The following is a 24,258-nucleotide window of genomic DNA, read 5'->3' as shown; positions in this document are numbered from 1 at the left end:
GCCGGCGCGACGGTCAGGACGTGCCGGGCGCGAAGGCGTCGACGCCTGTGGCCTGCGCCGACAACGCCCACAGGCGGGCCGCCTGCTCGGGATCGGTGGCCCAGTCCTTGACCCCGGAGCGCGCGCCGTCGGCAGGGGCCGGCTCGGCGATGTCGCAGTCCTCCAGGTAGACGCCGCCCATGCCGTCCAGCTGCGGCGAGGTCGCGGCGAAGACCTGGGTGGCCGCTCCCTGCTCCGGCGTCTTGAATCCCGCCGGGTCGAGCGCGTTGCCGTCCTCGTCGATCCAGCCCAGCCCGACCATCTCCTCCCTGGTCAGGTGACGCTGGAGCGGGGTGAGAATGCCGCCGGGGTGGAGTGCGAAGGCGCGCACCCCCCGGTCCCGGGCCAGCCGGTCGAGCTGGACGGCGAACAGCACGTTCGCCGTCTTCGCCTGGCCGTAGGCCGCCCACTTGTCGTAACCGTGCTGCCAGTGCGGGTCGTCCCAGCGGATGCCGGAGAGGTGGTGGCCGCGCGAGGAGACGGAGACCACGCGGGCGCCGCCCGGTTCGATGGCCGGCCAGAGCCGGTTGACGAGGGCGAAGTGGCCGAGGTGGTTGGTGGCGAACTGCGCCTCCCAGTCTGGCCCGACCCGTGTCTCGGGGCAGGCCATGATCCCGGCGTTGCCGATGACGATGTCGAGGCTGCGGCCGGAGGCGAGGAACCGTTCGGCGAAGGCCCGGACGCTGTCCAGGTCCCCGAGGTCGAGTTCGTCCACCTCGGTGCCGGGCAGCCCGGCCAGGTTCTCGCGTGCGGCGTCGGGGCGCCGGGCGGGTACCACGACGCGGGCGCCGGCCCGGACCAGCGCTTTGGTGGTCTCCAGGCCGAGACCGGAGTAGCCGCCGGTCACGAGGGCGAGCCTGCCCGTCAGGTCGATCCCCCGGAGAACGTCGTCTGCGGTGCTGCGGGCGCCGAAGCCCGAGCCGATGCTGTGCTGTGCGGTGTCGCTCATGTCCGGCACGCTACGTATTCGAGCGCGCTCGAAGTCAAGGACGGCTCGGGCGAAACCCGCGCGGGCAGAAGAGAGCCCCGGCCGGACGGGGGGATCGCGGCCGGGGCTCGCCCGGATGGTGGGTGCGGGCGGCGGTCGCCTCTCGGCGGGAGGCTCCACAGGGCTTCAGCCGAACGATCATCCCTGTGGGCGAATGGTGGGGCCCGGGGACACTGTTCCGTCCACACCCACGTCTGGTTCAACGGCGAACCACCCTTCGATGTTCCCGGGCTTGTCTCCGTTTGGGGTGATACGCCTCACCGGCCCGTTTCCGGCCTCGCCGCCGCGGGCGGAAGAGCCGTGTCCTGGTGCTTTCCCGTGCGCCGCTGTCTCCTCAGCGGCGCACGGGATCTCGCCTCCCGGGTGCTCCCGTGCTACGCACCCCTGCGCGGTGCCCGGCCTCATTTCCCGCGCCGCGCCGCGGAGGCACGCGGTCCGTTCCGGCCGGCACGCCGTCCGTTCCGGTGCGCGTACCACTGGCTCGGTGCGAGGACCCGCCCTGCTCGACGTCCTGACCGATCGGTCCGTCGGCGCCGGTGTCCGCGACCCCCGCAGGTCGTGGAGATCGTCGGACCGGTTGGGCAGGGGCTGATCAGCCGCGATCGCCGGGCGGTGCCAACCGGACGCGGTGAACGAGCGCCCGGCGTCGCAAGCCTTCGACGACGCCATGCCGCCCGCCGTCGGCACGTGCGCGGGCGGGCTCCTCCCGCTCGCGCCCCGGCGCCCGCCGCGGCTCGCTGCTCCGGTTCCCCGGTCAGCCGCCCGGCACGCCGACCGGGATCCGTCCCTCGCGGGTCCACGTCAGCAGTGCGTCGGCCGACCACGTGGTGACCACCCGTGCGGGCGGCACCCCGCACTCCTCGGCCCGTGCACAGCCGTTGATCTGCCAGTCGAGCTGGCCCGGGGCGTGCGCGTCCGTGTCCACGGAGAACAGCACGCCGGCCTCGACCGCCTTCCGCAGCAGCCGGCGCGGCGGATCCAGCCGCTCCGGACGACTGTTGATCTCCACCGCGGTACCGGATTCCGCGCACGCTGCGAACACCTCGTCGGCGTCGAACTGCGACTCCGGCCGACCCCGGCCCGTCACCAGCCGCCCGGTGCAGTGGCCCAGCACGTCGGCGTGCGGATCGCGCACCGCCGCCACCATGCGCCGGGTCATCGACCTGGCGTCCATGCGCAGCTTGGAGTGGACGGACACGACCACGACGTCCAGACGTGCGAGGAGCCGCGGATCCTGGTCGAGGGAACCGTCGTCGAGGATGTCGCACTCGATACCCGTCAGCAGCCGGAACGGCGCCCACGTCTCGTTGAGCCGGGCGACCACCGTCAGCTGCTCGCGCAGCCGCTCCGCCGACAGGCCGCGCGCCACGGTCAGCCGGGGCGAGTGGTCGGTGAGCACCGCCCATGCGTGGCCGAGCGCGGCTGCGGTGCGGCCCATCTCCTCGATCGGGCTGCCGCCGTCCGACCAGTCGGAGTGAAGGTGGCAGTCACCGCGCAGCAGCGACCTCAGTCCCTCCCCGCCCCGTGCGACCCGCGCCGTCGCGCCGGCCTCGGCCTCGGCCTCCAGTTTCTCCAGATAGCCCGGCACCTGCCCGTCCAGGGCCTCCCGCACCACTTGGGCCGTTTTCGGGCCCACCCCACGCAGGGCCTCCAGGCTCCCGGCGGCCACCCGGTCCTGCAGCTCCACCTCGGGCAGCTCCCGAACCACCCGGGCCGCGGTACGGAAGGCACGGACGCGGTAGGCCGGTGCCAGAGAACGCTCCAGCAGGAAGGCGATCCGGTCCAGGGCCGCCACGGGGTCCATCGCCACCTCCTGCCCCCAGGGTTCCCCACCGCACGGCGAGCCGCACGGCGAGCGGCCCGGCCGCGGGCCGTCTGTGGCGCGGCTCGTCGCGGCGCGGCCCGGGGCGCCGCGACGGCGCGTCCGTGTGCGACCCGGGGGGGGGAGAGAGGGTCACCACGGCCGCCCAGCCCCCGCCGCCCCGGGGCTGCCGCGAGCACCGGCGGAGGTTCCGGAGACGCGCGGACCACCGCCGCGGGCCCGGTGCCGGTTGACCACGCGGGCCGTCACGGAGGTGGGTCGGCGGCTCGGCACCCCTCCCGCGGGGCGGTCCCGGGCCAAGGGCTCACCTGCCTCCGGGCCGCTCGCTCGGGTCGGATCGGCGCACCCGCGTCCACCCCGAGGGGCGAGCAGGGCACCTTCGTGCGGCCGGTGAGGAGGGACGTCGTCGGGACAACTCGTTCCCGAGCTCGGCGATGCATGATCCGGGTGCGTCGTTTGTACGGATTCCGCTTTACCCTCGATGACATGACGGAAGTTTCGAGCCCACACATGTCCCGCCCGCGGATCCTGGTGCTCGGGGTCCAGCCGGGTACTCCGCCGTTCCGCATCGTGGAGATCGACGGCCAGGTGGTCGGGCAGGCGACGACCATCACCGACGTCCTGGAGGTCGCCGCCGCGTACGGCATCCCGGTCCACGACCTGGACGACCCGGACGTCGTCCGTTGGGTGGGCGGAGACAAGTTCACCTGGGTCCCGCGCTAGCGTGACGCGCGTCCCGCCCGCCCGGCGACGCCCGGAACGCCCGCACTCCCCGGTACCGCTCCGGCGGCATGCACCGGCGTCCGGGACGCATGTCCGCACCCGGCGGACGACGGGACGTGCCCGGTGGCCTCGGCGGGTCCTCAGCGGGTGGAGTGCACCCGGGTGAGCGACAACCAGTCGTGCAGCGCGCGGTTGGTCGGCAGCAGGGCCGGCAGCAGACCGACGAGGATCACCCACCGCATCACCAGGAGGACGAGCGGCTCGTCGGTACGGCCCGCCATGGCGTACGCCCAGCCGTAGAGCACGGTCGCCGCCGGTGCGCCGATCAGCACGGCGGCCCGGATCAGACCGCACAGCACGCCGGGCTTCGCGCCGTCGAAGCGCACCACCTCCAGGCCGAACACCGCCTTGCCGAGGGTCCGGCCGAACGCCGCGTGCGCCAGCCAGTCGTAGACCAGCCAGAACCCCATCGCGAAGAGCGTCAGGGCGACGAGGAAGGCGGATCCCGTCTTCGCGAGGACGACCACCGACTCGCGGGCACTGTCCTTGATCACCTGGCCGTCCAGACCGGACGAGACGATCCGGGAGCCTCCGCGGCGGAGCAGCCGACGCGCCTGATACGTCAGGACGGACTCCATCAGCGGCACGGCCGTCCAGCCCAGGAGCACCGTCGGCAGCATGACGAAGACCCCGTCGACCATCCGGGCACCCACCCGTCTGATGATGACCCCGAACATCGTCCCCCCGGACCACTCCGGCGGATCGCCCCACGACGGCCCCGTGGCCGCGGACGCCCGCATGCGGGACGAGTGTGCGTGCGCCGACCGGTCCGTACGCCGTCTTCGCGGGATGTGCGGTCCGCCGGGCCACCCGGACGATAGGGTGCGCCGCCCCCGGGGACCGACGACGACGGCGCGAAGGCACAGCCGCGGCTGGTGCTACGGCTACGGCTACGGCTACGGCTACGGCTACGGCTGGGGCACGGCCAAGGGCAAGGGCTGCGGCGGCTCCTCGCGAAGGCCTCGCACCGGCGCCGGGCGGCGTCGGGCGCGGTCACGGTGCCGTCCGGCGGGTCCGTCGCTGCGGCCCCGCCGTCGGTGCCGTGGCGTCAGCCGAGGGTCCACTTCTGGTCGGCGGCGCCGGTGCAGGTCCAGATCTGCAGCCGTGTCCCGTCGGCCGTGCTGCCGCCGGTGACGTCGAGGCACTTGTCCGCCTGCGGATCGACGATGTCGTGCGCGGCCGTGACGGTCCACTTCTGGTTCGCCCAGCCCGTGCACTCCCACAGCTGGACGGTCGAGCCGTCCGCGGTGCCGCGGTCGGTGACGTCGAGGCACTTGCCGAGCGCGCGCAGCGTGCCGTCGGCGCCGGCGGTCCACTGCTGGGCCGCGGTGCCGTTGCAGTCGTAGAGCTGGACGGGCGTGCCGTTGGCCGGGTTCGCCCCGGCCACGTCCATGCACTTGCCGCCCGGACCGCGGACCGGGACGCCGGTCGCGGTGTCGGCCGTCGTCACCGACACCGAGTCCACCACCAGTTGTTGGGGCAGGGCGGTCGAGCCGTCCGGGTCGCCCGGCCAGTAGCCACCGACCGCCAGGTTCATGATCAGGAAGAAGGGCTTGTCGAACACCCAGGTCCTGCCGCCCAGGTCTGCGGGAGTGCGCCGCTGGAAGACGGCCCCGTCCACCGACCAGGTGATCGAGCCGGGCGCCCAGTCGACGGCGTAGGTGTGGAACGCGTCGGCGAAGGCCTGTCCGCCCGGGAGTGAGTAGCCGGCACCGATACCGCCGGAGCCGGAGTAGCCGGGGCCGTGGATCGTGCCGTGCACGGTGGACGGCTCGTGGCCGACGTTCTCCATGACGTCGATCTCGCCCGAGGCGGGCCAGCCGACCTGCCCGATGTCCGTGCCGAGCATCCAGAACGCCGGCCACATGCCCTGCCCGCGCGGAATCCTCATCCGTGCCTCGACGTGCCCGTACCGCGCACTGAAACGTCCGGCGGTGTTGAGCCGGGCGGAGGTGTACTGGCAGGTGCCGTACCAGCACTGGTACCCGGCCGGGTTCTCGCGTCGTGCCGTGATGACCAGATGGCCCTGCCCGTCGAGGGCGGCGTTGGCCGTATGGGACGTGTAGTACTGCCGCTCGTGGTTGTTGACGTTGTCGCCGGTTTCCGACTGCCACTTCGCGGGGTCGGCCGGCGCCCCGGCCGGACCGTCGAACGTGTCGGAGAAGGCCACCGCCGCGGCCACGGGGCGGGGCGGATCCGCCCCGGCGGGGCCGCCGGCGGATGACACGATCAGTGCGGCGGCCAGGGCGGCGGCGAACAGACCTCTGCGGAGCGGGCACGGGGAGACCACGGCATTCCCTTCCGTACGGCGTGCGGGGTGCGCCGACTGACGTGGGGGTGAACAGGTGAATGCGTCGCTTCTTTATTCAAGAAGTGAGTTAAGTGGCCGTCAAGACATTGGTACGGACCGATCGGCGGCCGTCACCCCCGTTCCTTCTCCGCATGGACCGCCCGTCCCAGCCGTCGGCCCAGCAGCAGCCAACCGGCCAGCGCCCCGCTGGTGTTGAGGATGACGTCGTCGATGTCGAAGGTGCGCCCGGTGATCAGTGAGCCCTGGGCCAGCTCCACCAGCAGCATCGTGACGGCGGTCAGGGCCAGCACGCGCACGATGCCCCGCGCCCCCGGTGCCAGGACCGGGATCAGCAGTCCGAACGGCACCCCGAGCAGCAGGTTCCCGCCGATCTGCCGGACCGCCTCCCGTAGCGCGGGCTGCTCCAGGTAGGCCCTCAGCGACCGTCCCGGCCGGAGGTTGGTGTGGGTCAGTGCCGCGGAGGCGGGGGAGGGCTCCAGGGTGAGCCGGGCCAGGACGACGGCGAACGCCACCATGACGGCGAACGCGAGCAGCATGGCCGGCAGGCGCGCGGCGAGGGGCAGCGGGCGGCGCCGTGCGGGGGCCGGCGTGCGGGTGGTGCGGGGGCGTGGTGCAGTTCGCATGACGAGTCCTCCAGCCGTGGCCTTCCTCGGTCGGGGCGTCGGTTCCCGTGCGGTGCACGGGCTCGTGCTCAGGCGCCGTGGGTCACGTGCACCTCCTCGAAGCCCAGGGAACGCAGCAGGCCGCCGAGCATCTCGGTCGTGTTGGCCTCCGCCCGCTCGGTCAGCCCGCTGTCCTCGGCGGCCTCACCGATGTGCTGCACGGCGAGCCGCTGCACGGCCTGTTCGCTGTTGGGGTTGTCGGAGAACAGGTCGCCGAGCCGATCCAGCAGGCCGCGCTGCTTGGAGACGGCGTAGGAGCGGTCGGCGTCCAGGGCAGGCCTGCCGAGCTGCGCGTGGGGCAGCCGGATCGTGGCCGAGGTGCGTTCCTCGTCGACGGACACGTCGTCCTGGCCGATCCGGCCCAGGTCGACGTAGGCGTCCACCGTGCCGGCCCCGACGTAGAGGGTGCGGGTGCCGTGGATGGCGTCGGGCAGGTACTTCGCGTTCTTCTCCAGGTCCACGACGACCTGGAAGTTGCCCGACGCGGCGTCGTAGCGGCTCATGTCCTGGATCGACTCCAGCAGGGCGGGACCGGACCGGTCGCGGCTCTCGGTGCCGAACAGGTCCTTCAGGCCGGGCAGTAGGCTCCAGCGGATGCCGGCGAGGAACACGGCGAGCACCAGCACGAGCGCGGTCACCGCCTTGGCCCAGCCGGGCATCCGCCGTGGCAGGCGTCTGAGAGCATTCGTCATGGTGGCGGTCCTCCTTCCTGTTGTCCGGATGCCCCTCAAATCCCGTACCAGACCGGCAGGTTGGCCGATCTGTTTCCATGGCGGGGGCATGGGGGCGCACGGGGGGCGGGAAGCGCCGCTCATGCGGGCCAGGGAGGCGGGGGTGTACATGGACACGCGGCCGGTGCCCCGACCCGGGATGCCCGCACGCGGCGAACGGCGCCGGAGGGCCGGCCGGCCGCGGCCTGCCGGCCGTAGCCGCCGCGGTCGGAGTCGGGGGCAGGACCGCGGTCGGCGTCGGGCTCAGGGGCAGGCCCGGAGCCAGGGGCAGGGCACGGGCCGAGGCCGAGCGGGGGCGTCCGGCGCGCCCTCCTGGGCGACAGTCGCCGTGGCCCGTTCGAGCCTCTCCGACGCGGACGTCTCCGGCCCGACGGGTCCGACGGTCCTGCTCAAGGGGCAGGGGGGCGGACGTGCCGGGGAGAAGGCCGTCGCGGCACCGGGTGCCCGCCAGGAGGCCCGGGACGAACGCCCGTGGTGCCGGAGGCGCCGGTCACACCATGCCGGACGCGGCCTCCGGGCAGCCCAGCGCCGCCTCCACGGTGGGGTGCGGCGGCAGCAGGCGGGAGAGTCCCGTGAGCCGCAGCATCCGAAGCGTCAGCGGGTGCGTGCACACCAGGTGGAGTCGGCCCTTGCGGTCCAGCGTCCGGCTCCGGGCCCGGTACAGCAGGCGCAGCCCCGAGCAGTCGAAGAACTCGACCCCTGTCAGGTCGATCACGACGTGCGGACAGTCGCCCGCCGTCGCGGAGTCCAGATGCGGCGCGATCTCGGCCGCGGCGGCGATGTCGATCTCGCCCGCGAACTCCAGCACCGTGTAGCCGCGGTCGCGGCGGACGCGCAGATGCGGGGTGCGCGGTGCGGGATCGTGCTGCACGACGACATCGCCTCCAGCGGCTGGGGGGAGGGGTCTCCAACTGGGTTCCCCGCCCTGCAAGTTACCCTCGGGCGAATGTATTTGAGCATGTTCGATTGACATATGTCGTCGAATTGCGACTGACTTCTTTCGCATCGTGAGTGAAGTGATACGACACGGCGTGCCAGTGGGCCGGACCGCCGCGGTGAGCCACCTGCCCGCGTTCCCACGGAATCCGCGACACCCTGCACACCCGCCGCACCGTAGCCGGGCAGGGGAGTGGCGGCCTACGCCGACGACCTCGGCGCCCTCCGCATCGCCGAGCGGCACGGCCACAGGTCCCGGGCGGTCACTCCGCGGCATCCGCCGGGGCGCGGCGGCGCAGTTCGTGCGCCCGCAGGGCCAGTTGCATCTCGAACTGGGCGGACGGATCCGCGAGTCGGCGCCCGAACAGTTCCTCCAGGCGGCGCATCCGGTACCGCACCGTCTGCGGATGCACGGCGAGCCGGTCCGCGACCTCGTTGGCGTTGCGGCCACTGCCCAGCCACGCCAGCAGCGTCTCCGCGAGCCGCTCCCGCTGGGGTGGACGCACCTGCGCGAGCGGCCCCAGCCAGCGCTCCGCCATCGCGTCCACCAGCGCGTCGTCCCGCAGCAGCAGCAACGTCGACAGGTGGTCCCGGCAGCGAATCAGACCGGTGCTCGCGAGGACCCCCCGGCGCATCAGTCCGAGCGCCTCGGCCGCCCATCGCAGCGAGCGCGCCCCCTCGCGCAGGGGTACCGCAGGGCCCATCGCGGCGGGCAGCCCGTTCAGCGCCCCGGCCACGTCGCGGGCCCGCCCCGGCCCTTCCGGGTCGGGTACGACCAGCACGCCCGGCTGCATGTCGAACCGGGCGAGGAACTCCGGCGGCACGATCGGCCGCGCCACCGGCAGCGCCGCGCTGTCGATCGCCGCCACCGCCACCGCACGCGGCACCGGCCAGCGCGCCGTGTGGGCCAGGCCGGCGATGGCCTCCGCGGAGGCCGGCGGGTCCGCGGTCAGCAGGTCCACCAGCCGGGACCGGCGCTGCTGCAACTCGCCGGCGGCGTGCATCCGTGCCTCGGTGTAGCCCGCGGTCGTCGCCGCCGCCATCCTGTCCAGGTGGACGAACAGCGCCTCTCCGAACGCACCGAGCACGGTGCGCGGCAACAGCCCGGCGTCCACGAGGGCGTTGACCCGGCGCCAGGTCACGCGTGCGCCCAGCCGCAGCGCGGCCTGGAAGGAGTCCAGACTGCGTCCCTCCTCCGCCTCGCCGCGGCCGATCCGCTCGTACGTCGCCTTCACCGGCTCCCAGTCCGTGTCCGGCGTCGCCATCCGTTCCAGAAACCCCTGGAGCGCGTGGTCCACGCCCCGGTGCACCCCCTGCATGTACGTGTCGTCCGCCGGACGGGCGTACTCCGCGATCTCCGTGCGGATCGCCTCGACGACCTCCTCGGTGATGTCGGCGAAGTACGGTCTCAACTGCGCGTGGAGGCCGGGCGGAAGGGCCCGGAAGGGGCCCTCCGGCTCCTCGTCCACCGGTGCGGCTCTCATGGACACCATGCGACGATACCCGCGAGTAACTCACGGGGCTCATCGCGAACGGACAGTCGACCGGATGTTGTTTGTCACCGGGGGACAGACCGGCGTGTGCGACCGGGCGCGCGGCATGCCCTGCACACAACCCGCCGTGGACGGGGGAGACGGTCACACTGGGACCATGACGCCACCACCCGCCCGCACGGGGAAACAGCGCAGGCTCGACACCCTGCACCGCCTCGAACACGACGTCGACGCCTGGGTCGCCACCGCCGGCGAACACGGGGGCGCCCCCGAACTGATGCCGCTGCCGTTCGTCTGGGACGGTGCGGTCCTGCTGCTGGCCACCCGCGCCGACAGTCCGACCGGCCGGAACCTGCGCAGCACCGGAGCGGTCCGGCTCGCGGTCGGCGAGCCCCGGGACGTCGTGCTCGTGGAGGGCACCGCGACCGCCGTGCCGCCTGCCGATCTGCCCGAGGAGGACGCGGAGATCTTCGCGGGCAAGACCGGCTTCGACCCCCGTGAGGAAGCCGTACCCTTCCTGTACTTCCGCGTCCACCCGCACCGCATCCAGGCCTGGCGCGAGGCCGACGGGCCCGCCGGCCGGGAGCTGATGCGGGGCGCCAAATGGCTGGTGGCCGAGTGAATCCGGGGTAACCGCAAGGTCCGGGGCGGGAGTCGCCCCGCCCCGGACCCACCCGCGGAGGAGACATGGCACTGGTGACAGCAGGCGTCGTGGTGCTCGACTGTGCCGAGCCCGAGAAACTCGCCGAGTTCTCCAAGGAGTTCCTGGACGCCCAGGAGAAGGACACGACCGTCGACCACGTCGAGCTGACGGCCCCCGGAGGGATGCGGCTTGCGCTGCGCCGCGACGCCAACGCGACTCCGCCGAGCTGGCCCCGCCCCGAGAACTCCCTCCAGATCCATCTCGACTTCCTCGTCGAGGACCTGGACGCGGCCGAGCGCCGGGTCGTCGCACTGGGCGGCCTTCCCGTGGGCGCCAAGGGTGCCCCGGGCCCGCACGAGGAACGCAGCTTCGCCGACCCGGCCGGCCACTCCTTCACCCTCCGCCGCACCCCGCAGGCGGCGCCGAAGCGCGGCTGAGCCCGGGGGACCGAGGTACCCGGCACCGGGCGCGCACTGCGGCGCCGAGCCCCCGCTGCGACGGCTGCGGCCCGGAGCCCGCGGAGCCGGCGCGCGCTCCCACACCCGCGGCACCGGCCACCCCCGGGCATCGGCAGCCGGGGCGAGGCACCCCGGAACCCGGACGCAGGACCGGACGCCCCCGACCGGGGCCGGCTCCCGGGCCCGGCCTCGTACCACCGCGTCAGCTCCCCGGCCACCCGGCTGCCCGTTTCCCGGCCCCCGTCACCCGGCATCCGGGCACGCGCACCGCCCCGACGTGGGTGCTCAGTCCCGGCCGCCCTTGTCCTTGGCCGGCCAGACGCCCGTCGAGCGTGCGATGGCCTTCGCGCCCGTACGGTCCACCGCGCTGCGCACCACTGCGAAGATCGCGCCCTGGATCGCGGCGGCCAGCAGGATCTCCCCCCAGCCGCGGTCCGGGTCGAGCGCGTCGGGCGCGTCGTCCTCGTGCCGGACCGCCTTCCATGTCTTGCGGAAGGCGAGCCCGGCCAGCGCGCCGCCCGCCCAGCCGAGCATGAACCCGACGGGCTGGTAGGCGAGGGGGAGCTTTTTCCTCTTCTTGCCCACTGGAACTCCTCTTCCTGCGCTGGTGCCGCGGACGGTCTGCCCCGATCATGCCTGCCCGGGACCCGGAACCGCCTCATGCGCGGGGGCGGGGCCCGGCGGCGTGCCGTGCTCGCAGGTCCGTCCGCACAGCCTCTCGTGGCCGGAGGGTGTGCGCCCGTCCGCGCCATCCGGTCCCGGCAAAACCGCCCGAGTCGGATCGACGACGAGGCGCACCGAGGGGTGGAGGTCCCCCCTCCACGGGTCCGAAGGCGGCCGTGCGCCCGACCCCCGCCTCCTCCGGAAGGAGTCTCGGACACCATCCCGCGGCACCGAACACCCCTCCGGCTTCCGGTGGTTGCAGCCGAGACCGCCATGGCGGACGCCATCGAAGCGCACCGTCGCGGTGAGCGGCCGGGTACCGGCTTCGGCGATCGTCACCGCTCCCTCCTGAAGACGGCGTGTGCCGGGTCGGGTTCCCCGTTCACCGCCCGTCGCACGGTGTGAGCCGGATCGCCGAGGGCAGTCGGCCAAGGTGAGTGGGACGACGCACAGCCAGCAGCAGCGAAACAGGACCCCCGAGCGACGGGAGAGGGAGCCGGGCGACCGCCGGACACGGGTCACCGTCCTGGTGGCCCTCGGCGCCAATCTGGTGATCGCCGCCGCCAAGGCCGTGGGCGGTCTCCTCGCGCACTCGCCCGCGCTGCTGTCGGAGGCGGCCCACTCCGTCGCCGACAGTCTCAACGAGGTGTTCCTCCTGGCCGCGCTGCGCCGCAGCCGCCGCCCCGCCGACCGGCGCCACCCCTTCGGCTACGGCAAGGAACGGTTCTTCTGGTCGCTGCTCGCCGCCGTCGGGATCTTCGTCATGGGCGGCTGCTTCTCGTTCTACCAGGGCGTCACGGCCCTGCGCGGCGGCGCCGACGAGGACTTCAGCGGCTATGTCATCGGCCTGACCGTGCTCGGCGTCGCCTTCCTCGCCGAGGGGATCTCGCTGGTGAGGGCCCTGCACCAGGTGCGCCGCAGCGAAGGCAGCGGCGGGCTGCGCGACCCCGCCCTGCGCACCGTCGTCGCCGAGGACGGCACCGCGGTGTGCGGCGTCGCCCTCGCCGCCGTCGGTATGGCCCTGCACATGGTCACCGGGCAGGTGGCGTACGAGGCCGCCGCCTCGCTCGCCATCGGCGTGCTGCTCGTCTACGTCGCGTACCGACTGGGCCTGGAGGCCCGAGACCAGCTGATCGGAGTGGCGGCCGACCCGGAGGACGACGACAGGATCCGGTCGGTGCTCGGCGCCCAGCCGGAGATCGACAGTGTGGAGGCGCTGTTCACCATGAAGACCGGCATGGACAGTGCGCTGGTGGCCGCCCGCATCGACCTGGTGCCCGGGCTCGACAGCGAACAGGTCGAGGAAGTCGCCGTCCGCATCAAGAGGACCGTCTCGCACGCCGTGCCCGATGCTTCGGAGATCTTCCTCGACATCACCGACCGGGCGGCCCGGGAGTCGTACGAGAGCCCCGCCGCGACGGGGGAACGCGGCGGGGCCTGAGAGTCAAGTGCCCGGCACGCGGCGGTCCATGCACGCCGGGAACAGATTTTTCTATGCGGTTTTCACGTTCGTCACGCCGTTCCGGTCCCCGTTCCCCCTGGGCCGTCCCCGCGCCCGTCGGCTGTCGGCGCCCCGTTCCCCGCGTCCGGCCAGGCCTCCGGCTCCAGCACGAACACGGGGATCTCCCGGGACGTCCTCCTCCGGTAGTCGGCGTACTGGGGGAACGCGGCCACGGCCCGCTCCCACCACGCGTCCCTCTCGGCGCCCGTGACCTCCCGGGCGACGACGTCCTGCCGGTGCGGGCCGTCCTGCAGTTCGGCGCGGGAGTCGGCCTTGAGGTTGTGGTACCAGACCGGGTGCCGGGGCGCACCGCCCAGGGACGCGACCGCGGCGTAGCGGCCCTCGTGCTCCACCCGCATCACCGGGGTCTTGCGGATCTTCCCGCTCCGGGCACCCAGCGTCGTGACGATCACGACCGGCATCCCGGTGTTCTGCAGCGTGGTCCCCTCGGTGCCGCCGGAGCTCTCGTACAGCTCCACCTGCCTGCGCACCCACGGGGTCGGGCTCGGCTCGTACTCGCCGTGGAAGGGCATGGACATCCGTCCCCTCATGTCATGCCGCCCCGCCACCCGGCGGGGATCCGGCAACGATCACTCGATTCGCCACCGGTTCAACACGCTCCGCGCCGTGTTTCATCCACCCCGGTGGAAGCCGCCGTCCTTCGTCCGCCCAGCCGGGAGCCACCGCCACGCTTGTCCCGGTGTCCCGGTGTCCCGGTGTCCCGGTGTCCCGGTGTCCCGGTGTCCCGGTGTCCCGGTGTCCCGGTGTCCCGGTGTCCCGGTGTCGCGCAGGCGGGCCGGGGCGCGGGCCGGTATCCGGCGGGCGCCGGGTCTCCCCGGGCGGTGCCTTCGCGCCAGACCGGTCCCGCTCGGCCCCTGCCGCGATGCGTCCCGCCCCCGGTGCGGCGCCACGCCGGTGCGGTTCAGCGGCGCCGCCCCGGTGTGGTTCGGCCAGATCGGTGCCGTCGCCGATCTGGCCGAACTGCACATCGCCCCATAGGTGCCCAAGGCATCTAATGGCGAACGGAACGCACTCTTCCTCTGCGAGGTCTGCCATGACGGCGTCTTCCACCTCATCCGACCCTTCCAGCCCTTCCGCCTCGGCCACCGCTCCCGAGGCCCTTGCCGCGGAGCCGTCCGCTCCCGTCGCCTTCCCGCAGGACCGCACCTGCCCCTACCACCCGCCCGCCGCCTACGACCCGCTGCGCGCCACCCGGCCACTGGCCCGGATCACCCTCTTCGACGGCCGCCCCGCCTGGCTGGTCACCGGCCACGCGGCTGCCCGTGCACTGCTCGCCGACCCCCGTCTGTCGTCCGACCGCACCCGCCCCGGCTTCCCCGTGGCCACCGCCCGCTTCGGGTCGCCGCGCCGGCGCAGGACGGCCCTGCTGGGAGTGGACGACCCCGAGCACCACACCCAGCGCCGCATGCTCGCCCCCAGCTTCACCCTCAGGCGCGCCGCCGCCCTCAGGCCCGGCATCCGACGCGTCGTCGACGGGCGCCTCGACGCGATGATCGCCCAGGGCCCGCCCGCCGACCTGGTCGCCGCCTTCGCGCTGCCGGTGCCGTCGATGGTGATCTGCTCCCTGCTCGGTGTGCCCTACGCCGACCACGAGTTCTTCGAGGAGCAGTCCCGGCGGCTGCTGCGCGGTCCCTCGGTCGAGGACACGCTGGATGCGCGCGATCGGCTGGACGAGTACCTCGGCGGACTCATCGACCGCAAGCGCACGGGACCGTGCGGCGACGGCGTCCTCGACGACCTCGTCCGCGAGCGCTTGCGCGAGGGCGGCGTCGACCGGGACGAACTGGTCGCCCTGGCGGTCATCCTGCTGATCGCGGGGCACGAGACCACCGCGAACATGATTTCCCTGGGTACCTACACCCTCCTGCGGCACCCCGACCGGCTGGCCGAGCTGCGCGGTGACCCCGCGCTGGTCCCGGCGGCCGTGGAGGAACTGCTGCGGATGCTGTCGATCGCCGACGGTCTGCTGCGGCTGGCCACCGAGGACGTCGAGGTCGCCGGCACGGTGATCCGGGCCGGTGAAGGGGTGCTCTTCGCCACCTCGGTCGTCAACCGCGACGACACCGTCTACGCGGACCCGGACGCCTTGGACCTCCACCGCCCGGCCCGCCACCACGTGGCCTTCGGCTTCGGTGTCCACCAGTGCCTGGGCCAGAATCTGGCCCGCGCCGAACTGGAGATCGCCCTGCAGACCCTCTTCGCACGGCTGCCCGGCCTGCGGCTGGCGATCCCAGCCGACCGGATCCCCTTCAAGCCCGGCGACACGATCCAGGGGATGCTGGAACTCCCCGTGACCTGGTAAGAGGTTCCGCGCATGCACACCGGCACACGCATCGACATCGACCGGGACGTCTGCATCGGGGCGGGCCAGTGCGCCCTGACCGCTCCGGCCGTCTTCACCCAGGACGACGACGGGTACAGCACGCTGCGGCCGGGCCGGGAGGACGGCGGCCACGGCGACGCGATGGTGGGGGAGGCCGTCCGCGCCTGCCCGGTCGGGGCCATCACCCTGTCCCGGCAAGGAGGTTGACGGCCTCGTCTCGCGCACCCCGAGGTGCGGCGCCCACGGCCGTTCCGGGAAGCGGGGCCACCGCCCCGGGACGGTCGCGGTCGCCGTCCGCGCGGGCCCCGCGGCGCCCGACCGGAGCCCTCCTCGCGGAACCGGGCGGGCGCGGCCACGTCCCGCGGCCGGCCCCATGCGCGGCCGAGGCCTGCCGCGGGGATGCCCGGCGTCCCTCGCGAACAGGGCGGGGCGACGGGGCGCCGGCGTCGCCCGGGCCCGCCGCCCAGCACCGCCGACCCGCCGCCCCACGGGCCGAGCCGGCGCTCTCCGCGCAGGCCGGGCGCGGTGGCAACGCACCGCGGGGCATCGCAGGGCCTACGGGTGCGTGACACGCCCGCGCGACCTCAGCGGCTCCGGCTCAGCAGCACCCGTGCGGCCTCCCGCGCCTCCGCCGCGGGGTCCGTGCTGCCCGTGACGCCCGCCCTCACCATGGCGCCCTCGGCGAGCAGGAACAGCGGCCCGGTCAGCGCGGCGGGCAGCCCGGCATCCGCCACCAGGGCGCCGAGGTATCCGCGGAAGGCCTCCTTGTGCGCCCGCACCTGCGCCGCCACGGCCTCCGACGTCGCGCCCAGCTCGCCGTAGGCATTGATCCACGCGCACCCGCGGAAACCGTCCTCCCCGAACCACTCCCGCAGCCAGTCGTAGACCGCCAGGACGCGCTCCTGCGGCTCCGTGCGACCGTCCACGTACGCGGCGAGCCTGGCCCGCCATTGCACGTCGCGTCGCTCCAGACACGCCTCCACGAGTCGCTCCTTCGCCGGGAACACCTGATAGAGCCGCTTGAGCGAGACCCCCGAGGCGGCGCGGATGTCGTCCATGTCGACCGATTTCACCCCGCGCGCGTAGAACAGCCGCTCGGCGGCGTCCAGCGCCCGCTCGCGGGCGTCCGCGCCGTCCATGGACCACACTCCCTTGACCTGAGAACGAACGTTCTCCTAGTTGAGCGACCAGATGGAGAACGACCGTTCTCCGCTCCAACCGCCCCGCCCGACCGTCCCGTCCCCCGTTCCCGTCAGGAGCACCTCACGGCCGACCGCCCTCCCCTGCCCCCGTACACCCGCACGACCGCCGCGCAGAAGGTCCAGGCCGCCGAGGACGCCTGGAACACCCGCGACCCGCGGCGGGTCGCGCTCGCCTACTCCGAGGACTCGGTCTGGCGCAACCGCGACACCTTCCTCACCGGCCGCGACGAGATCGTCGCCTTCCTGACCGCGAAGTGGGCGCGCGAGCGCGAGTACGCCCTGCGCAAGGACCTGTGGGCCTTCGACGGCAACCGCATCGCGGTCCGCTTCCAGTACGAGTGCCGCGACGCGGACGGCCGGTGGTGGCGCGCCTACGGCAACGAACTGCGGGAGTTCGACGCGCAGGGACTGATGACCCGCCGCGAGGCCGGCATCGACGACGTGCCCATCGAGGTGTCCGAGCGCCGCATCCACGGACCGCGGCCCGACATCGAGCGGGGCCGCCTGCTCCCGCTTCAGTAGAGTGCGGCGGATGACCGAACGGACCGAACGCGCCGGGAGACCCTTCCTCTACGTCGTCGTCTGCGCGGCCGGCGCCGCCGACGGTGTCGGCGGGCTGATCACCGCCGCGCACGAACGCGGCTGGGAGGCCGGCGTCCTCGCCACCCCCACCGCCATGGAGGGCTTCTTCGACGCCGCCGAGGCCGAGGCGCTCACCGGTCGCCCCGTCCGCTCGGCCTGGCGCCGCCCCGGTGCCCCGCGGCCCTTCCCGCCCCCCGACGCCGTCGTGGTGGCCCCCGCCACCTTCAACACCGTCAACAAGTGGGCTCAGGGCCTGGCCGACACCCTGGCCGTGGCGACGCTGTGCGAGGCCTGCGGTCTCGGGGTCCCCGTCGCCGTCCTGCCGTGCGTGGCCGACGCCCTCGCCGGCCACCCCGCCTACCGCGAGAGCCTGGCCCGGCTGCGCGCGATGGGCGTCCGCTTCGGGGACCGCTACTCCGGCGAGCCCGACGAGCGGGGCGTCCGGCCGCGGTTCGGCTGGGAAAGGGCCTTGGACCTGGTCGCGCCGGGCTAGTGCCGCTGCTGTGAAGTCGGCGGGTCGTGCGGGGTTGTCCAGGGGCTTGTAGGTGGGTGTTCGGCTGGACACGAAGAGCGGGGCCCCGGTAGAACCGGCAGTCGACCAAGACAGCCGTTCACAAGGACCGGAGGTCCCATGGGCCGGGGGCACTCCGCGAAGCAGGGCGACCGGGGCGTGGGGCCGGGGGTGCGCCGACCCGTACCGAGCGCGACGAGCTGGTCCGGCTTCGCGAGGCGGCATCACGACGACCAGGCAGTGGCGAAGGCCCCGCAGGTCGCGGGCACGGCGCGCGGCTTTTCGGCGCCCGGCATCGCCCTGGGTGCCGTGTCGGCCGAGACATGGACGCCGTCGGTGCTTGATTTTGTCACGGGTGGGGTAGAACAGGATCCGAGTGCTCTCCGGTGACGGACGGGTACGTGCCACAGAGCAGCCGGGGGAGCCCCGGCGTTATTCGAAGGACATGCAGTATGGCCAGCGGCACCGTGAAGTGGTTCAACTCCGAAAAGGGCTTCGGCTTCATCGAGCAGGAGGGCGGCGGCCCTGACGTCTTCGCCCACTACTCCAACATCTCCGGCGGGGGATACCGCGAGCTGGTCGAGGGTGAGCACGTCACGTTCGACGTCACCCAGGGCCAGAAGGGCCCCCAGGCCGAGAACATCGTCCGCGGCTGACCCGAACGTCAGTACGCGGACACGCGAGGCATCCGACAGCCTCGGACTCGATCCCGTCGCGTGAAGAGGGGCCCGGCTGCGCCGGGCCCCTTTTTCTGGGTTTTCCGCATCATTCGGGTGTTCGACTCCGGGGCATGTGCGACAGCGGGGCGCTGAAGTACGCGTACGCAGGTCGAATTCCTTCTGCGTGGTCAGGAACGCCGGTGGGTGTCGGCCGCCGCGATCGTCCGGAATCCCAGCGCCGCCATGTGGCCGGCGTCCGCCCGTCCGCGCGCCCCGGCCGGGTCGCCGGGCGTTCGTTTCGCATTCCGGATCGCCGGAGGCGCCGGTGTTCGTTTCCGGTGCCACTCCGGCCCACCCGCCGGGGCAGAAGGACGATGTCCGGCAGACGGGCTGGTGCCGTAGGCCTCGCGGTACAGCGCCGCGAAGCGGCCGGCATGGGGGAAGCCCCAGCGTGCGGCGATCCCGGAGACCGTGGCGCCGCTCCGGGGCCGGCGGCCCGCAGCTCCTGGTGCGCGTGCGCGAGCCGCACACCGAGCAGGTGGGCCAGCAGGGTCGCACCCGGGTGCCGGCGGAACGCGTACTGCAGGGCCCGGACGGTGACGTGGGCCGCGTCGGCGATGTCGGCGACGGTGAGCGGCTGGTCGGCGTGGTCCTCGATGGGGGCGACGGCCCGCCGCAGGGTCACCGGGTGTGCGTCGCTCCGGTCCTGCGCCGTCGGATCGGTGTGCGCGGTGTTCGGGAAGGCGGCCAGCACGCTCGCCGCGAGGAGCTGGCCTCCGGTCGACAGGACCAGCGGACTCGTCGGCGGTCGCCGGATCGGCGAGGACGTGGTCGCGCAGACGCACGATGGCGCTCCGCAGCCGGTGGGCCGCCGCCGGCGAGTGCGGCCGGTGGCCGGTCGACCGCACGGGCTCCGGGGAGCGGGCCGGACCGGTGACGGCGACCTGGTCCAGCAGGCCCGGGTCCAGCATGGTGATGTTGTAGCGGGCGGTGCGGACCCGGCCCGCGTACGGCAGGTCCGGGGGAGCGAACAGGACCATGTCACCGGGGCCGAAGTCGTCCCGCACCCCCGGGAAGACGTGGTCCCGGATCGTTCCCTCGTGCACCATGCACAGGCAGATCCTCCCCAGGGGTGTCACCGCGTAGCTCATGTCGAAGCCCAGGTCGACCTCGTCGACGCTGACCGACGGCATGATGTCGCGGCGGATGCGCAGCCTGCCGCCCCGTGGCCCGCTGCTGCCGATCGTCATGCGGGCGTAGGCCCGGCACAGGAAGTCCTCCGTCGCCTCCAGGTCGTCGCTGTCGAACACCAGCGAGGTCATCACGTCACCGCCGGCCGGCATGGAAACCCCCCTCACGGCCCGGCCGGCACGGACACGAGGGTGACCGGGCCCGCCTTCGACGCCAACGCCCGCTCCCCGAGAGGCAAAGTCGCACCGGCGCGGAGCGCTCCCGTTCCTGCCGCCCGCCCCCGGACGGACGGCGCGGGCTCCCACCCCACCGCCGGGCAACGGCGCGGCCTCCCGGCGCCCCGCGCCGACCACCGCCGCAGCTTCGAGCACGCCCCGCCACATAGGCTCCCCAGCAACCGACAACGGCAGGAGCAGCAACGATGCAGTACGTGAAGCTCGGTTCGACCGGCCTGGACGTGTCGCGGATCTGTCTGGGCTGCATGACCTACGGCCTGCCCGACCGGGGCGCCCACGAGTGGACCCTCGACGAGGACGCCGCGCGGCCGCTGATCCGGCAGGCCCTTGAGGCCGGCATCACCTTCTTCGACACCGCCAACGTCTACTCCGACGGCACCAGCGAGGAGATCGTCGGCCGGGCCCTGCGCGACTTCGCCGACCGGGACGAGATCGTGCTGGCCACCAAGGTGCACGGCCGGATGAGGCCCGGTCCCAACGGCGGCGGCCTGTCCCGCAAGGCGATCATGACCGAGATCGACCACAGCCTCACCCGCCTGGGCACCGACCACGTCGACCTCTACCAGATCCACCGGTACGACCCGGACACTCCCGTCGAGGAGACCATGGAAGCCCTGCACGACCTGGTCAAGGCGGGCAAGGTGCGCTATATCGGGGCGAGTTCGATGTACGCCTGGCAGTTCTCCAAGATGCAGTACACGGCCGAGCGGCACGGCTGGACGACCTTCGTCTCCATGCAGAACCACTACAACCTCCTCTACCGCGAGGAGGAACGGGAGATGCTGCCGCTCTGCGCGGACCGGGGCGTCGGCGTCCTGCCCTGGAGCCCGCTGGCGCGCGGCCGTCTCACCCGGGACTGGGGAACGACCACCGGGCGCAGCGCCACCGACACCTTCGGCAGCACCCTCTATCCGGACAGCGACCGCGCGGTCGTCGAGGCGGTCACCGGGATCGCGCGGGAACGGGGTGTCCCGCGCGCCCAGGTCGCCCTCGCCTGGCTCCTGCACCAGCCCACGGTGACCGCACCGATCATCGGCGCGTCCAAGCCCCGGCACATCGAGGACGCGGTCGCGGCCGCCGAACTGCCGCTCGGCGACGAGGAGATCGAGTCGCTGCAGGAGCCGTACACCCCGCACCCGGTCTCCGGACACTGAGACCGGCTCCACTCCCTCCCGCGCGGCGCCTGCCGCAACCCGCGGGGCCGGCCGGCGAGGTGTGGTGGACCACCGGCCGGCCCCGGTGCCGCCCGCCCCGCGGGTCCGGGGCGGCCCGGCCCGGGACCCGGCCGACAGTGGGGCACCGCACCCGTGCATTCCGTGCCGCAATGCGCCATTGACGAACTGTCGAATTGCGCGGGAGGTCGCACAATGTGCAATTCCGCAAGATCCCTTGTTCCCCGTCACCGGCCTGTGCGAAGGTGTCCGCTGTCGGCGCGCAGACAACGATGTACCTGTCCCGCGAGTGCGAGGCCGCTCCCGTCCACCCCCCCCCACGCTTCACGAGAGCAGCCTCAGGCGGACGGCCGAGATGCCGAATCCCGTGCGGTGCCGTCGTCGACAGGATCGCGAAACCCCTTGGTACGGACTTCGTGCCGCATGCCCTCGGAGGAATACAGCCGTGAACACCGCCGGCCCGTCGAATTCCCCGACGCCCGGGCCCTTCGCCGACCCGGGCGAGGAGACCGACGCCCAGTTGAGCGCACGGCTGAAGCAGTGGACCGGTGCCACGCCCGCCCTCCATCCCGTCGGTGAACTCCTCGATCGGCACTGGGCCGCCGCCTTCGCCTACGCCCGGCTGTGCACCGAGGACGGCCGGGCCGCGGGCATGCTCACCACCGCCGCCTTCACCCGGCTGTTCGGGGAGGCCCTGCGGCAGGACGGGCCCAGTTCCGCCTGGCGGCCCCACCTGCTGGTCACCGTGCGCCGTATCGCAGCCGAATGGGACACCGACGGCCGCCGCGAACTCCTCCACCCCGCACTGCGCACACCCGACCACTCCGTGGAACGCGCCGCCGCCCGCCTGCTGCCGCCGCCCCACCGCCGTACCCTCTCCCGCGCCTTCCTGCGGCTGCCGCAGACCGCCCGCTGCGTCCTGTGGCACACCGAGGTCGAGGCCGAGCCGCCGACGGTGCCGGCCGTGCTGCTGGGCCTGGAGGAGGAGGACGTCGCCGTCGAGGTGCGCCGCGCGCTGGAGCGCCTGCGCGCCGAAGTGCTCCAGGTCCACCGGGAGTCGGCACCGGGTGAGGAGTGCCGGCACTACCTGCGTCTCCTCGACGCCTCCTACCGCCGCAGCCGCACGGTGACCGACCCCGACCTGCGCCGCCACCTCGACCGCTGCCGCCACTGCCGCTACACCGCCGACCAACTCGCCCAGTTCGGCGGCGATCTGGGCTTCACCCTGGCGGAGGCCGTCCTCGGCTGGGCGGCCCGCGACTATGTCGAGGCCAGGGCGGCGAACGCGGCCGGTGACCCGGACGGGCAGGCACCGCAGCCGGGTACGGCCGCCGCGGGAGACCTGCTCCGAGCCGCCGGGGTGGCCGAACCCTCCGCCGGTGACGCCCCCGCCCCCGGCGACCCTGACGACGCCGGGCACGCGCGCCCGGCCGGTGGTCCGCGGGGGCTCGGAGTCGTCGCCGGCCACGACCGCCCGGGCGGTGTCCGGACCGACGGCACCTCGGCGGCCGGTACCGGGCAAGCGGTCCCCATGGATCCCGGGCCGCTTCCGCCCCCTGCCGAGTCAGCCGCCCCCGGGGCACACTCGCGCTCCGGGGCCGCCCTCGCGGCCTCGCTCCGCAGGGCCGGGCGCGGCCGGTCCGCCGCGACCCGCGTCTCGGGGGCCCGGTCCCCGCGAGGGACGCGGCAGGCCGCCACGCGCGGCCCGGAGACCGGGCCGGGCGGCTCCCGCGCCGCGGCCCGCAGGGCGATGCACCGGGCGCGGGCGGTGCGGCGGCGCAATCTGGCGCTGGCCGTGCTGACCGTGACCGGCCTGATCGTCCTGCCGCTGGCGTTGTGGGCGACCGGCCCGGACGACGACGGCGACGGCACCGCGGCCGGAACCCCCGCCGCGACCCCGGGCACGGGCGGAGCGTCCACGGGCCCCTCGCGGATCGGCGCCCGCGAGCCGGGTGACGAGACGCTCACCGGGCAACTGCACACCCTCGGCTCCGGGCTGTGCGTCGATGTCGCCGGGGGCAAGGCCGTTCAGGGAGCCGAGACCCGTCTCGCCGTCTGCTCCGCGGCGGCGGCGCAGCGATGGTCGTACGAGCCGGACGGGCTGCTGCGCAATGTCGCCGCGCCCGACCTCTGCCTCGACTCCCACCTCGGCTATTCGGTGCGCCTGGCGCCGTGCGTCGACGCCACCCGGCCCGGCGGCACGGACATCCGCTACGACTTCACCGTCCAGGGCAATCTCGTACCCCGGGGGAAGCAGGACCTCGCCCTGGCCCCCGCCGCCACCGACGGCTCCGGCGCCCTGGTCCTGAAACTGCGCGTGCAGGACACCGCCCAGCGCTGGGTGATCGACGCCTCCGCCCCCGACCCGCAGATGAAGGTCGTCAACTGGGACGCCGCCTCCGACTCGGCCGGCCCGTTCGCCGGGTCCCCCGCACCCGCGAGGACGCCTGACCCGAGGCCCTCCCGCTCCGCGGTCCGGACTGCACCCCCGCAGCCGACCGGCTCCCCGGCCGCCGGAACCTGTACCGAACGGGCCTACGCCTGTCCGGACTCCGGCCGCACCACCGGGTCGGGTGGTTACGGCCACGGCGGTCACCGAACCGGCGGACGCAGCCGCTGAGCGCGGCCCCGGGACCGGCAGCCCCCGTCAGGGGCCGGTGCCGGGGCGGAACGTGGTCACGAACACCGAGGACGCGTTCCCGCCGACCGGCACTGCCCCGGCCGTCCACGGCACCTTCAGCGGCTCCCGTTCGTCGGGCGGTGTGACCAGCAACGCCGCCGGTGTCGCGGTGCGCGCCCCGCTGATCTGCGGATTGGAGTACCGCAGCCCGGCCCAGGCGCTGCCACCCGGCGCCAGGGTCACCGCGCGTGGGGTGGAGGCCGACTCCCGCAGGGGATCCGGGCCCAGCTGGTGCCCGGCGGCGTCGACGAAGGCGGCGCCCGGGAAGCCGTACACCGTGCAGGTCCGGGACGAGGTGTTGGTGAGCACCACGGGGAAGTTCTCCTGCCCGGCACCGGGGTCGTTGCGGCCCACGGAGGCGCTGAGTTCGGACGTGTGGCAGCGGCCGCCGTTCCCGGCGCGCGGGGTGGTGCCGCCGTCGGCGGGCTGCCGGGTGCCGGGCGAGCCCGGCGCCGGCTGCGGACCGCCCGCCGCGTCGGCTGTCGCCGGGGTGCTCGCCGTGGTGCCGGAGGCGGCCTGCGCGGACGGGCCCGGAGATCCTGACGCGGCTCCACCACCGCCGCAGCCGGACAGCAGTGCGGGCACGGCGCAGGCGCTCACGACGGCGGTCATCGAACGCATCGAACGCTTCGCACGAGGCATACCCGACGT

General features: G+C 73.8%; 24 protein-coding genes. 11 read left to right on the top strand and 13 right to left on the bottom strand.

Going from position 1 to position 24,258, the window contains the following annotated elements:
• Window positions 1-13: 13 nt before the first annotated feature.
• Together JS756_RS00855 and JS756_RS00850 are read right to left on the bottom strand one after the other, a co-directional pair.
• Window positions 14-988, bottom strand: a complete 975-nt coding sequence (locus tag JS756_RS00855; protein ID WP_205380915.1) for an SDR family NAD(P)-dependent oxidoreductase — start codon at window positions 986-988, stop codon at window positions 14-16.
• Between the two features lie 793 nt (window positions 989-1,781).
• A complete protein-coding gene (locus tag JS756_RS00850) occupies window positions 1,782-2,831 on the bottom strand; it encodes a PHP domain-containing protein (RefSeq protein ID WP_205380914.1) in 1,050 nt (349 codons plus the stop codon).
• Between the two features lie 504 nt (window positions 2,832-3,335).
• Here JS756_RS00850 and JS756_RS00845 point away from each other — a divergent pair.
• Entirely contained in the window at window positions 3,336-3,572 is a 237-nt protein-coding gene (locus JS756_RS00845; protein ID WP_205380913.1) for a hypothetical protein, read from the top strand.
• Between the two features lie 140 nt (window positions 3,573-3,712).
• Here the strand turns inward: JS756_RS00845 and JS756_RS00840 are convergent, their stop codons facing one another.
• The 6 genes from JS756_RS00840 to JS756_RS00815 form a co-directional block, all read right to left on the bottom strand.
• Window positions 3,713-4,372 (bottom strand): RDD family protein, encoded by a 660-nt coding sequence (locus JS756_RS00840; protein WP_205380912.1) that lies wholly within the window; start codon window positions 4,370-4,372, stop codon window positions 3,713-3,715.
• A 308-nt stretch (window positions 4,373-4,680) separates the two neighbouring features.
• Window positions 4,681-5,922: a ricin-type beta-trefoil lectin domain protein gene (locus tag JS756_RS00835; RefSeq protein WP_205380911.1), complete on the bottom strand. Its 1,242-nt coding sequence runs from the start codon at window positions 5,920-5,922 to the stop codon at window positions 4,681-4,683.
• A gap of 131 nt (window positions 5,923-6,053) precedes the next feature.
• Complete coding sequence (locus JS756_RS00830; RefSeq protein ID WP_205380910.1) at window positions 6,054-6,566, bottom strand: VanZ family protein; 513 nt, start codon at window positions 6,564-6,566, stop codon at window positions 6,054-6,056.
• 68 nt (window positions 6,567-6,634) lie between these two features.
• Window positions 6,635-7,297, bottom strand: coding sequence for a DUF4230 domain-containing protein (locus JS756_RS00825; RefSeq protein WP_205380909.1), 663 nt, complete (start codon window positions 7,295-7,297; stop codon window positions 6,635-6,637).
• Between the two features lie 529 nt (window positions 7,298-7,826).
• Window positions 7,827-8,207: an anti-sigma factor antagonist gene (locus JS756_RS00820; RefSeq protein WP_307790176.1), complete on the bottom strand. Its 381-nt coding sequence runs from the start codon at window positions 8,205-8,207 to the stop codon at window positions 7,827-7,829.
• Between the two features lie 328 nt (window positions 8,208-8,535).
• On the bottom strand, window positions 8,536-9,765 hold the full coding sequence (locus JS756_RS00815) for a PucR family transcriptional regulator (protein ID WP_240203083.1): 1,230 nt from the start codon (window positions 9,763-9,765) through the stop codon (window positions 8,536-8,538).
• Window positions 9,766-9,922: 157 nt separating this feature from the next.
• Between JS756_RS00815 and JS756_RS00810 the strand changes: the two genes are divergently transcribed.
• Window positions 9,923-10,387 carry a pyridoxamine 5'-phosphate oxidase family protein gene (locus JS756_RS00810; RefSeq protein WP_205380907.1) on the top strand — a complete coding sequence of 155 codons (465 nt, stop codon included), beginning with the start codon at window positions 9,923-9,925 and terminating at the stop codon, window positions 10,385-10,387.
• Window positions 10,388-10,452: 65 nt separating this feature from the next.
• Window positions 10,453-10,845, top strand: coding sequence for a VOC family protein (locus JS756_RS00805; RefSeq protein ID WP_205380906.1), 393 nt, complete (start codon window positions 10,453-10,455; stop codon window positions 10,843-10,845).
• A gap of 306 nt (window positions 10,846-11,151) precedes the next feature.
• Here the strand turns inward: JS756_RS00805 and JS756_RS00800 are convergent, their stop codons facing one another.
• Window positions 11,152-11,451 carry a DUF4235 domain-containing protein gene (locus tag JS756_RS00800; RefSeq protein ID WP_205380905.1) on the bottom strand — a complete coding sequence of 100 codons (300 nt, stop codon included), beginning with the start codon at window positions 11,449-11,451 and terminating at the stop codon, window positions 11,152-11,154.
• Window positions 11,452-12,055: 604 nt separating this feature from the next.
• On the opposite strand from JS756_RS00800, the gene JS756_RS00795 reads away from it, so the two are divergent.
• Window positions 12,056-12,970 carry a cation diffusion facilitator family transporter gene (locus JS756_RS00795; RefSeq protein WP_240203139.1) on the top strand — a complete coding sequence of 305 codons (915 nt, stop codon included), beginning with the start codon at window positions 12,056-12,058 and terminating at the stop codon, window positions 12,968-12,970.
• Window positions 12,971-13,041: 71 nt separating this feature from the next.
• On the opposite strand, the gene JS756_RS00790 is transcribed toward JS756_RS00795, so the two are convergent.
• Window positions 13,042-13,563: a nitroreductase family deazaflavin-dependent oxidoreductase gene (locus tag JS756_RS00790; RefSeq protein WP_205381273.1), complete on the bottom strand. Its 522-nt coding sequence runs from the start codon at window positions 13,561-13,563 to the stop codon at window positions 13,042-13,044.
• 521 nt (window positions 13,564-14,084) lie between these two features.
• Here JS756_RS00790 and JS756_RS00785 point away from each other — a divergent pair.
• The gene (locus JS756_RS00785; RefSeq protein WP_205380903.1) at window positions 14,085-15,353 is read left to right on the top strand and encodes a cytochrome P450; all 1,269 of its coding nucleotides are present in this window, start codon (window positions 14,085-14,087) and stop codon (window positions 15,351-15,353) included.
• A gap of 12 nt (window positions 15,354-15,365) precedes the next feature.
• Complete coding sequence (locus JS756_RS00780) at window positions 15,366-15,581, top strand: ferredoxin (RefSeq protein WP_205380902.1); 216 nt, start codon at window positions 15,366-15,368, stop codon at window positions 15,579-15,581.
• Between the two features lie 377 nt (window positions 15,582-15,958).
• Here the strand turns inward: JS756_RS00780 and JS756_RS00775 are convergent, their stop codons facing one another.
• Window positions 15,959-16,513: a TetR/AcrR family transcriptional regulator gene (locus tag JS756_RS00775; protein ID WP_205380901.1), complete on the bottom strand. Its 555-nt coding sequence runs from the start codon at window positions 16,511-16,513 to the stop codon at window positions 15,959-15,961.
• A gap of 144 nt (window positions 16,514-16,657) precedes the next feature.
• Between JS756_RS00775 and JS756_RS00770 the strand changes: the two genes are divergently transcribed.
• From JS756_RS00770 to JS756_RS00760, 3 genes are all read left to right on the top strand, one after another.
• Window positions 16,658-17,098, top strand: coding sequence for a nuclear transport factor 2 family protein (locus tag JS756_RS00770; protein ID WP_205381272.1), 441 nt, complete (start codon window positions 16,658-16,660; stop codon window positions 17,096-17,098).
• A gap of 10 nt (window positions 17,099-17,108) precedes the next feature.
• Window positions 17,109-17,651: a flavoprotein gene (locus tag JS756_RS00765; protein WP_205380900.1), complete on the top strand. Its 543-nt coding sequence runs from the start codon at window positions 17,109-17,111 to the stop codon at window positions 17,649-17,651.
• 470 nt (window positions 17,652-18,121) lie between these two features.
• Window positions 18,122-18,325: a cold-shock protein gene (locus tag JS756_RS00760; protein ID WP_205380899.1), complete on the top strand. Its 204-nt coding sequence runs from the start codon at window positions 18,122-18,124 to the stop codon at window positions 18,323-18,325.
• Between the two features lie 191 nt (window positions 18,326-18,516).
• On the opposite strand, the gene JS756_RS00755 is transcribed toward JS756_RS00760, so the two are convergent.
• Window positions 18,517-19,671, bottom strand: coding sequence for a helix-turn-helix domain-containing protein (locus JS756_RS00755; RefSeq protein ID WP_240203082.1), 1,155 nt, complete (start codon window positions 19,669-19,671; stop codon window positions 18,517-18,519).
• 269 nt (window positions 19,672-19,940) lie between these two features.
• Between JS756_RS00755 and JS756_RS00750 the strand changes: the two genes are divergently transcribed.
• Together JS756_RS00750 and JS756_RS00745 are read left to right on the top strand one after the other, a co-directional pair.
• Window positions 19,941-20,909 carry an aldo/keto reductase gene (locus tag JS756_RS00750; RefSeq protein ID WP_205380898.1) on the top strand — a complete coding sequence of 323 codons (969 nt, stop codon included), beginning with the start codon at window positions 19,941-19,943 and terminating at the stop codon, window positions 20,907-20,909.
• Between the two features lie 463 nt (window positions 20,910-21,372).
• On the top strand, window positions 21,373-23,547 hold the full coding sequence (locus tag JS756_RS00745; RefSeq protein WP_307790172.1) for a ricin-type beta-trefoil lectin domain protein: 2,175 nt from the start codon (window positions 21,373-21,375) through the stop codon (window positions 23,545-23,547).
• Window positions 23,548-23,574: 27 nt separating this feature from the next.
• Here JS756_RS00745 and JS756_RS00740 read toward each other — a convergent pair whose 3' ends face one another.
• Entirely contained in the window at window positions 23,575-24,219 is a 645-nt protein-coding gene (locus JS756_RS00740; protein ID WP_240203081.1) for a DUF4232 domain-containing protein, read from the bottom strand.
• Window positions 24,220-24,258: the final 39 nt, after the last annotated feature.

This window comes from Streptomyces actuosus, from assembly GCF_016921115.1.
GTDB classification, from domain to species: domain Bacteria; phylum Actinomycetota; class Actinomycetes; order Streptomycetales; family Streptomycetaceae; genus Streptomyces; species Streptomyces actuosus_A.
This window is presented reverse-complemented; position numbering and strand designations above follow the sequence as displayed.

Coding starts and splice junctions, on each gene's coding strand:
- JS756_RS00855 (WP_205380915.1), bottom strand. CDS start 988: ATGAGCGACACCGCACAGCACAGCATCGGCTCGGGCTTCGGCGCCCGC.
- JS756_RS00850 (WP_205380914.1), bottom strand. CDS start 2,831: ATGGACCCCGTGGCGGCCCTGGACCGGATCGCCTTCCTGCTGGAGCGT.
- JS756_RS00845 (WP_205380913.1), top strand. CDS start 3,336: ATGACGGAAGTTTCGAGCCCACACATGTCCCGCCCGCGGATCCTGGTG.
- JS756_RS00840 (WP_205380912.1), bottom strand. CDS start 4,372: ATGCGGGCGTCCGCGGCCACGGGGCCGTCGTGGGGCGATCCGCCGGAG.
- JS756_RS00830 (WP_205380910.1), bottom strand. CDS start 6,566: ATGCGAACTGCACCACGCCCCCGCACCACCCGCACGCCGGCCCCCGCA.
- JS756_RS00825 (WP_205380909.1), bottom strand. CDS start 7,297: ATGACGAATGCTCTCAGACGCCTGCCACGGCGGATGCCCGGCTGGGCC.
- JS756_RS00815 (WP_240203083.1), bottom strand. CDS start 9,765: ATGGTGTCCATGAGAGCCGCACCGGTGGACGAGGAGCCGGAGGGCCCC.
- JS756_RS00810 (WP_205380907.1), top strand. CDS start 9,923: ATGACGCCACCACCCGCCCGCACGGGGAAACAGCGCAGGCTCGACACC.
- JS756_RS00805 (WP_205380906.1), top strand. CDS start 10,453: ATGGCACTGGTGACAGCAGGCGTCGTGGTGCTCGACTGTGCCGAGCCC.
- JS756_RS00790 (WP_205381273.1), bottom strand. CDS start 13,563: ATGCCCTTCCACGGCGAGTACGAGCCGAGCCCGACCCCGTGGGTGCGC.
- JS756_RS00785 (WP_205380903.1), top strand. CDS start 14,085: ATGACGGCGTCTTCCACCTCATCCGACCCTTCCAGCCCTTCCGCCTCG.
- JS756_RS00780 (WP_205380902.1), top strand. CDS start 15,366: ATGCACACCGGCACACGCATCGACATCGACCGGGACGTCTGCATCGGG.
- JS756_RS00775 (WP_205380901.1), bottom strand. CDS start 16,513: ATGGACGGCGCGGACGCCCGCGAGCGGGCGCTGGACGCCGCCGAGCGG.
- JS756_RS00765 (WP_205380900.1), top strand. CDS start 17,109: ATGACCGAACGGACCGAACGCGCCGGGAGACCCTTCCTCTACGTCGTC.
- JS756_RS00760 (WP_205380899.1), top strand. CDS start 18,122: ATGGCCAGCGGCACCGTGAAGTGGTTCAACTCCGAAAAGGGCTTCGGC.
- JS756_RS00755 (WP_240203082.1), bottom strand. CDS start 19,671: ATGCCGGCCGGCGGTGACGTGATGACCTCGCTGGTGTTCGACAGCGAC.
- JS756_RS00750 (WP_205380898.1), top strand. CDS start 19,941: ATGCAGTACGTGAAGCTCGGTTCGACCGGCCTGGACGTGTCGCGGATC.
- JS756_RS00740 (WP_240203081.1), bottom strand. CDS start 24,219: ATGACCGCCGTCGTGAGCGCCTGCGCCGTGCCCGCACTGCTGTCCGGC.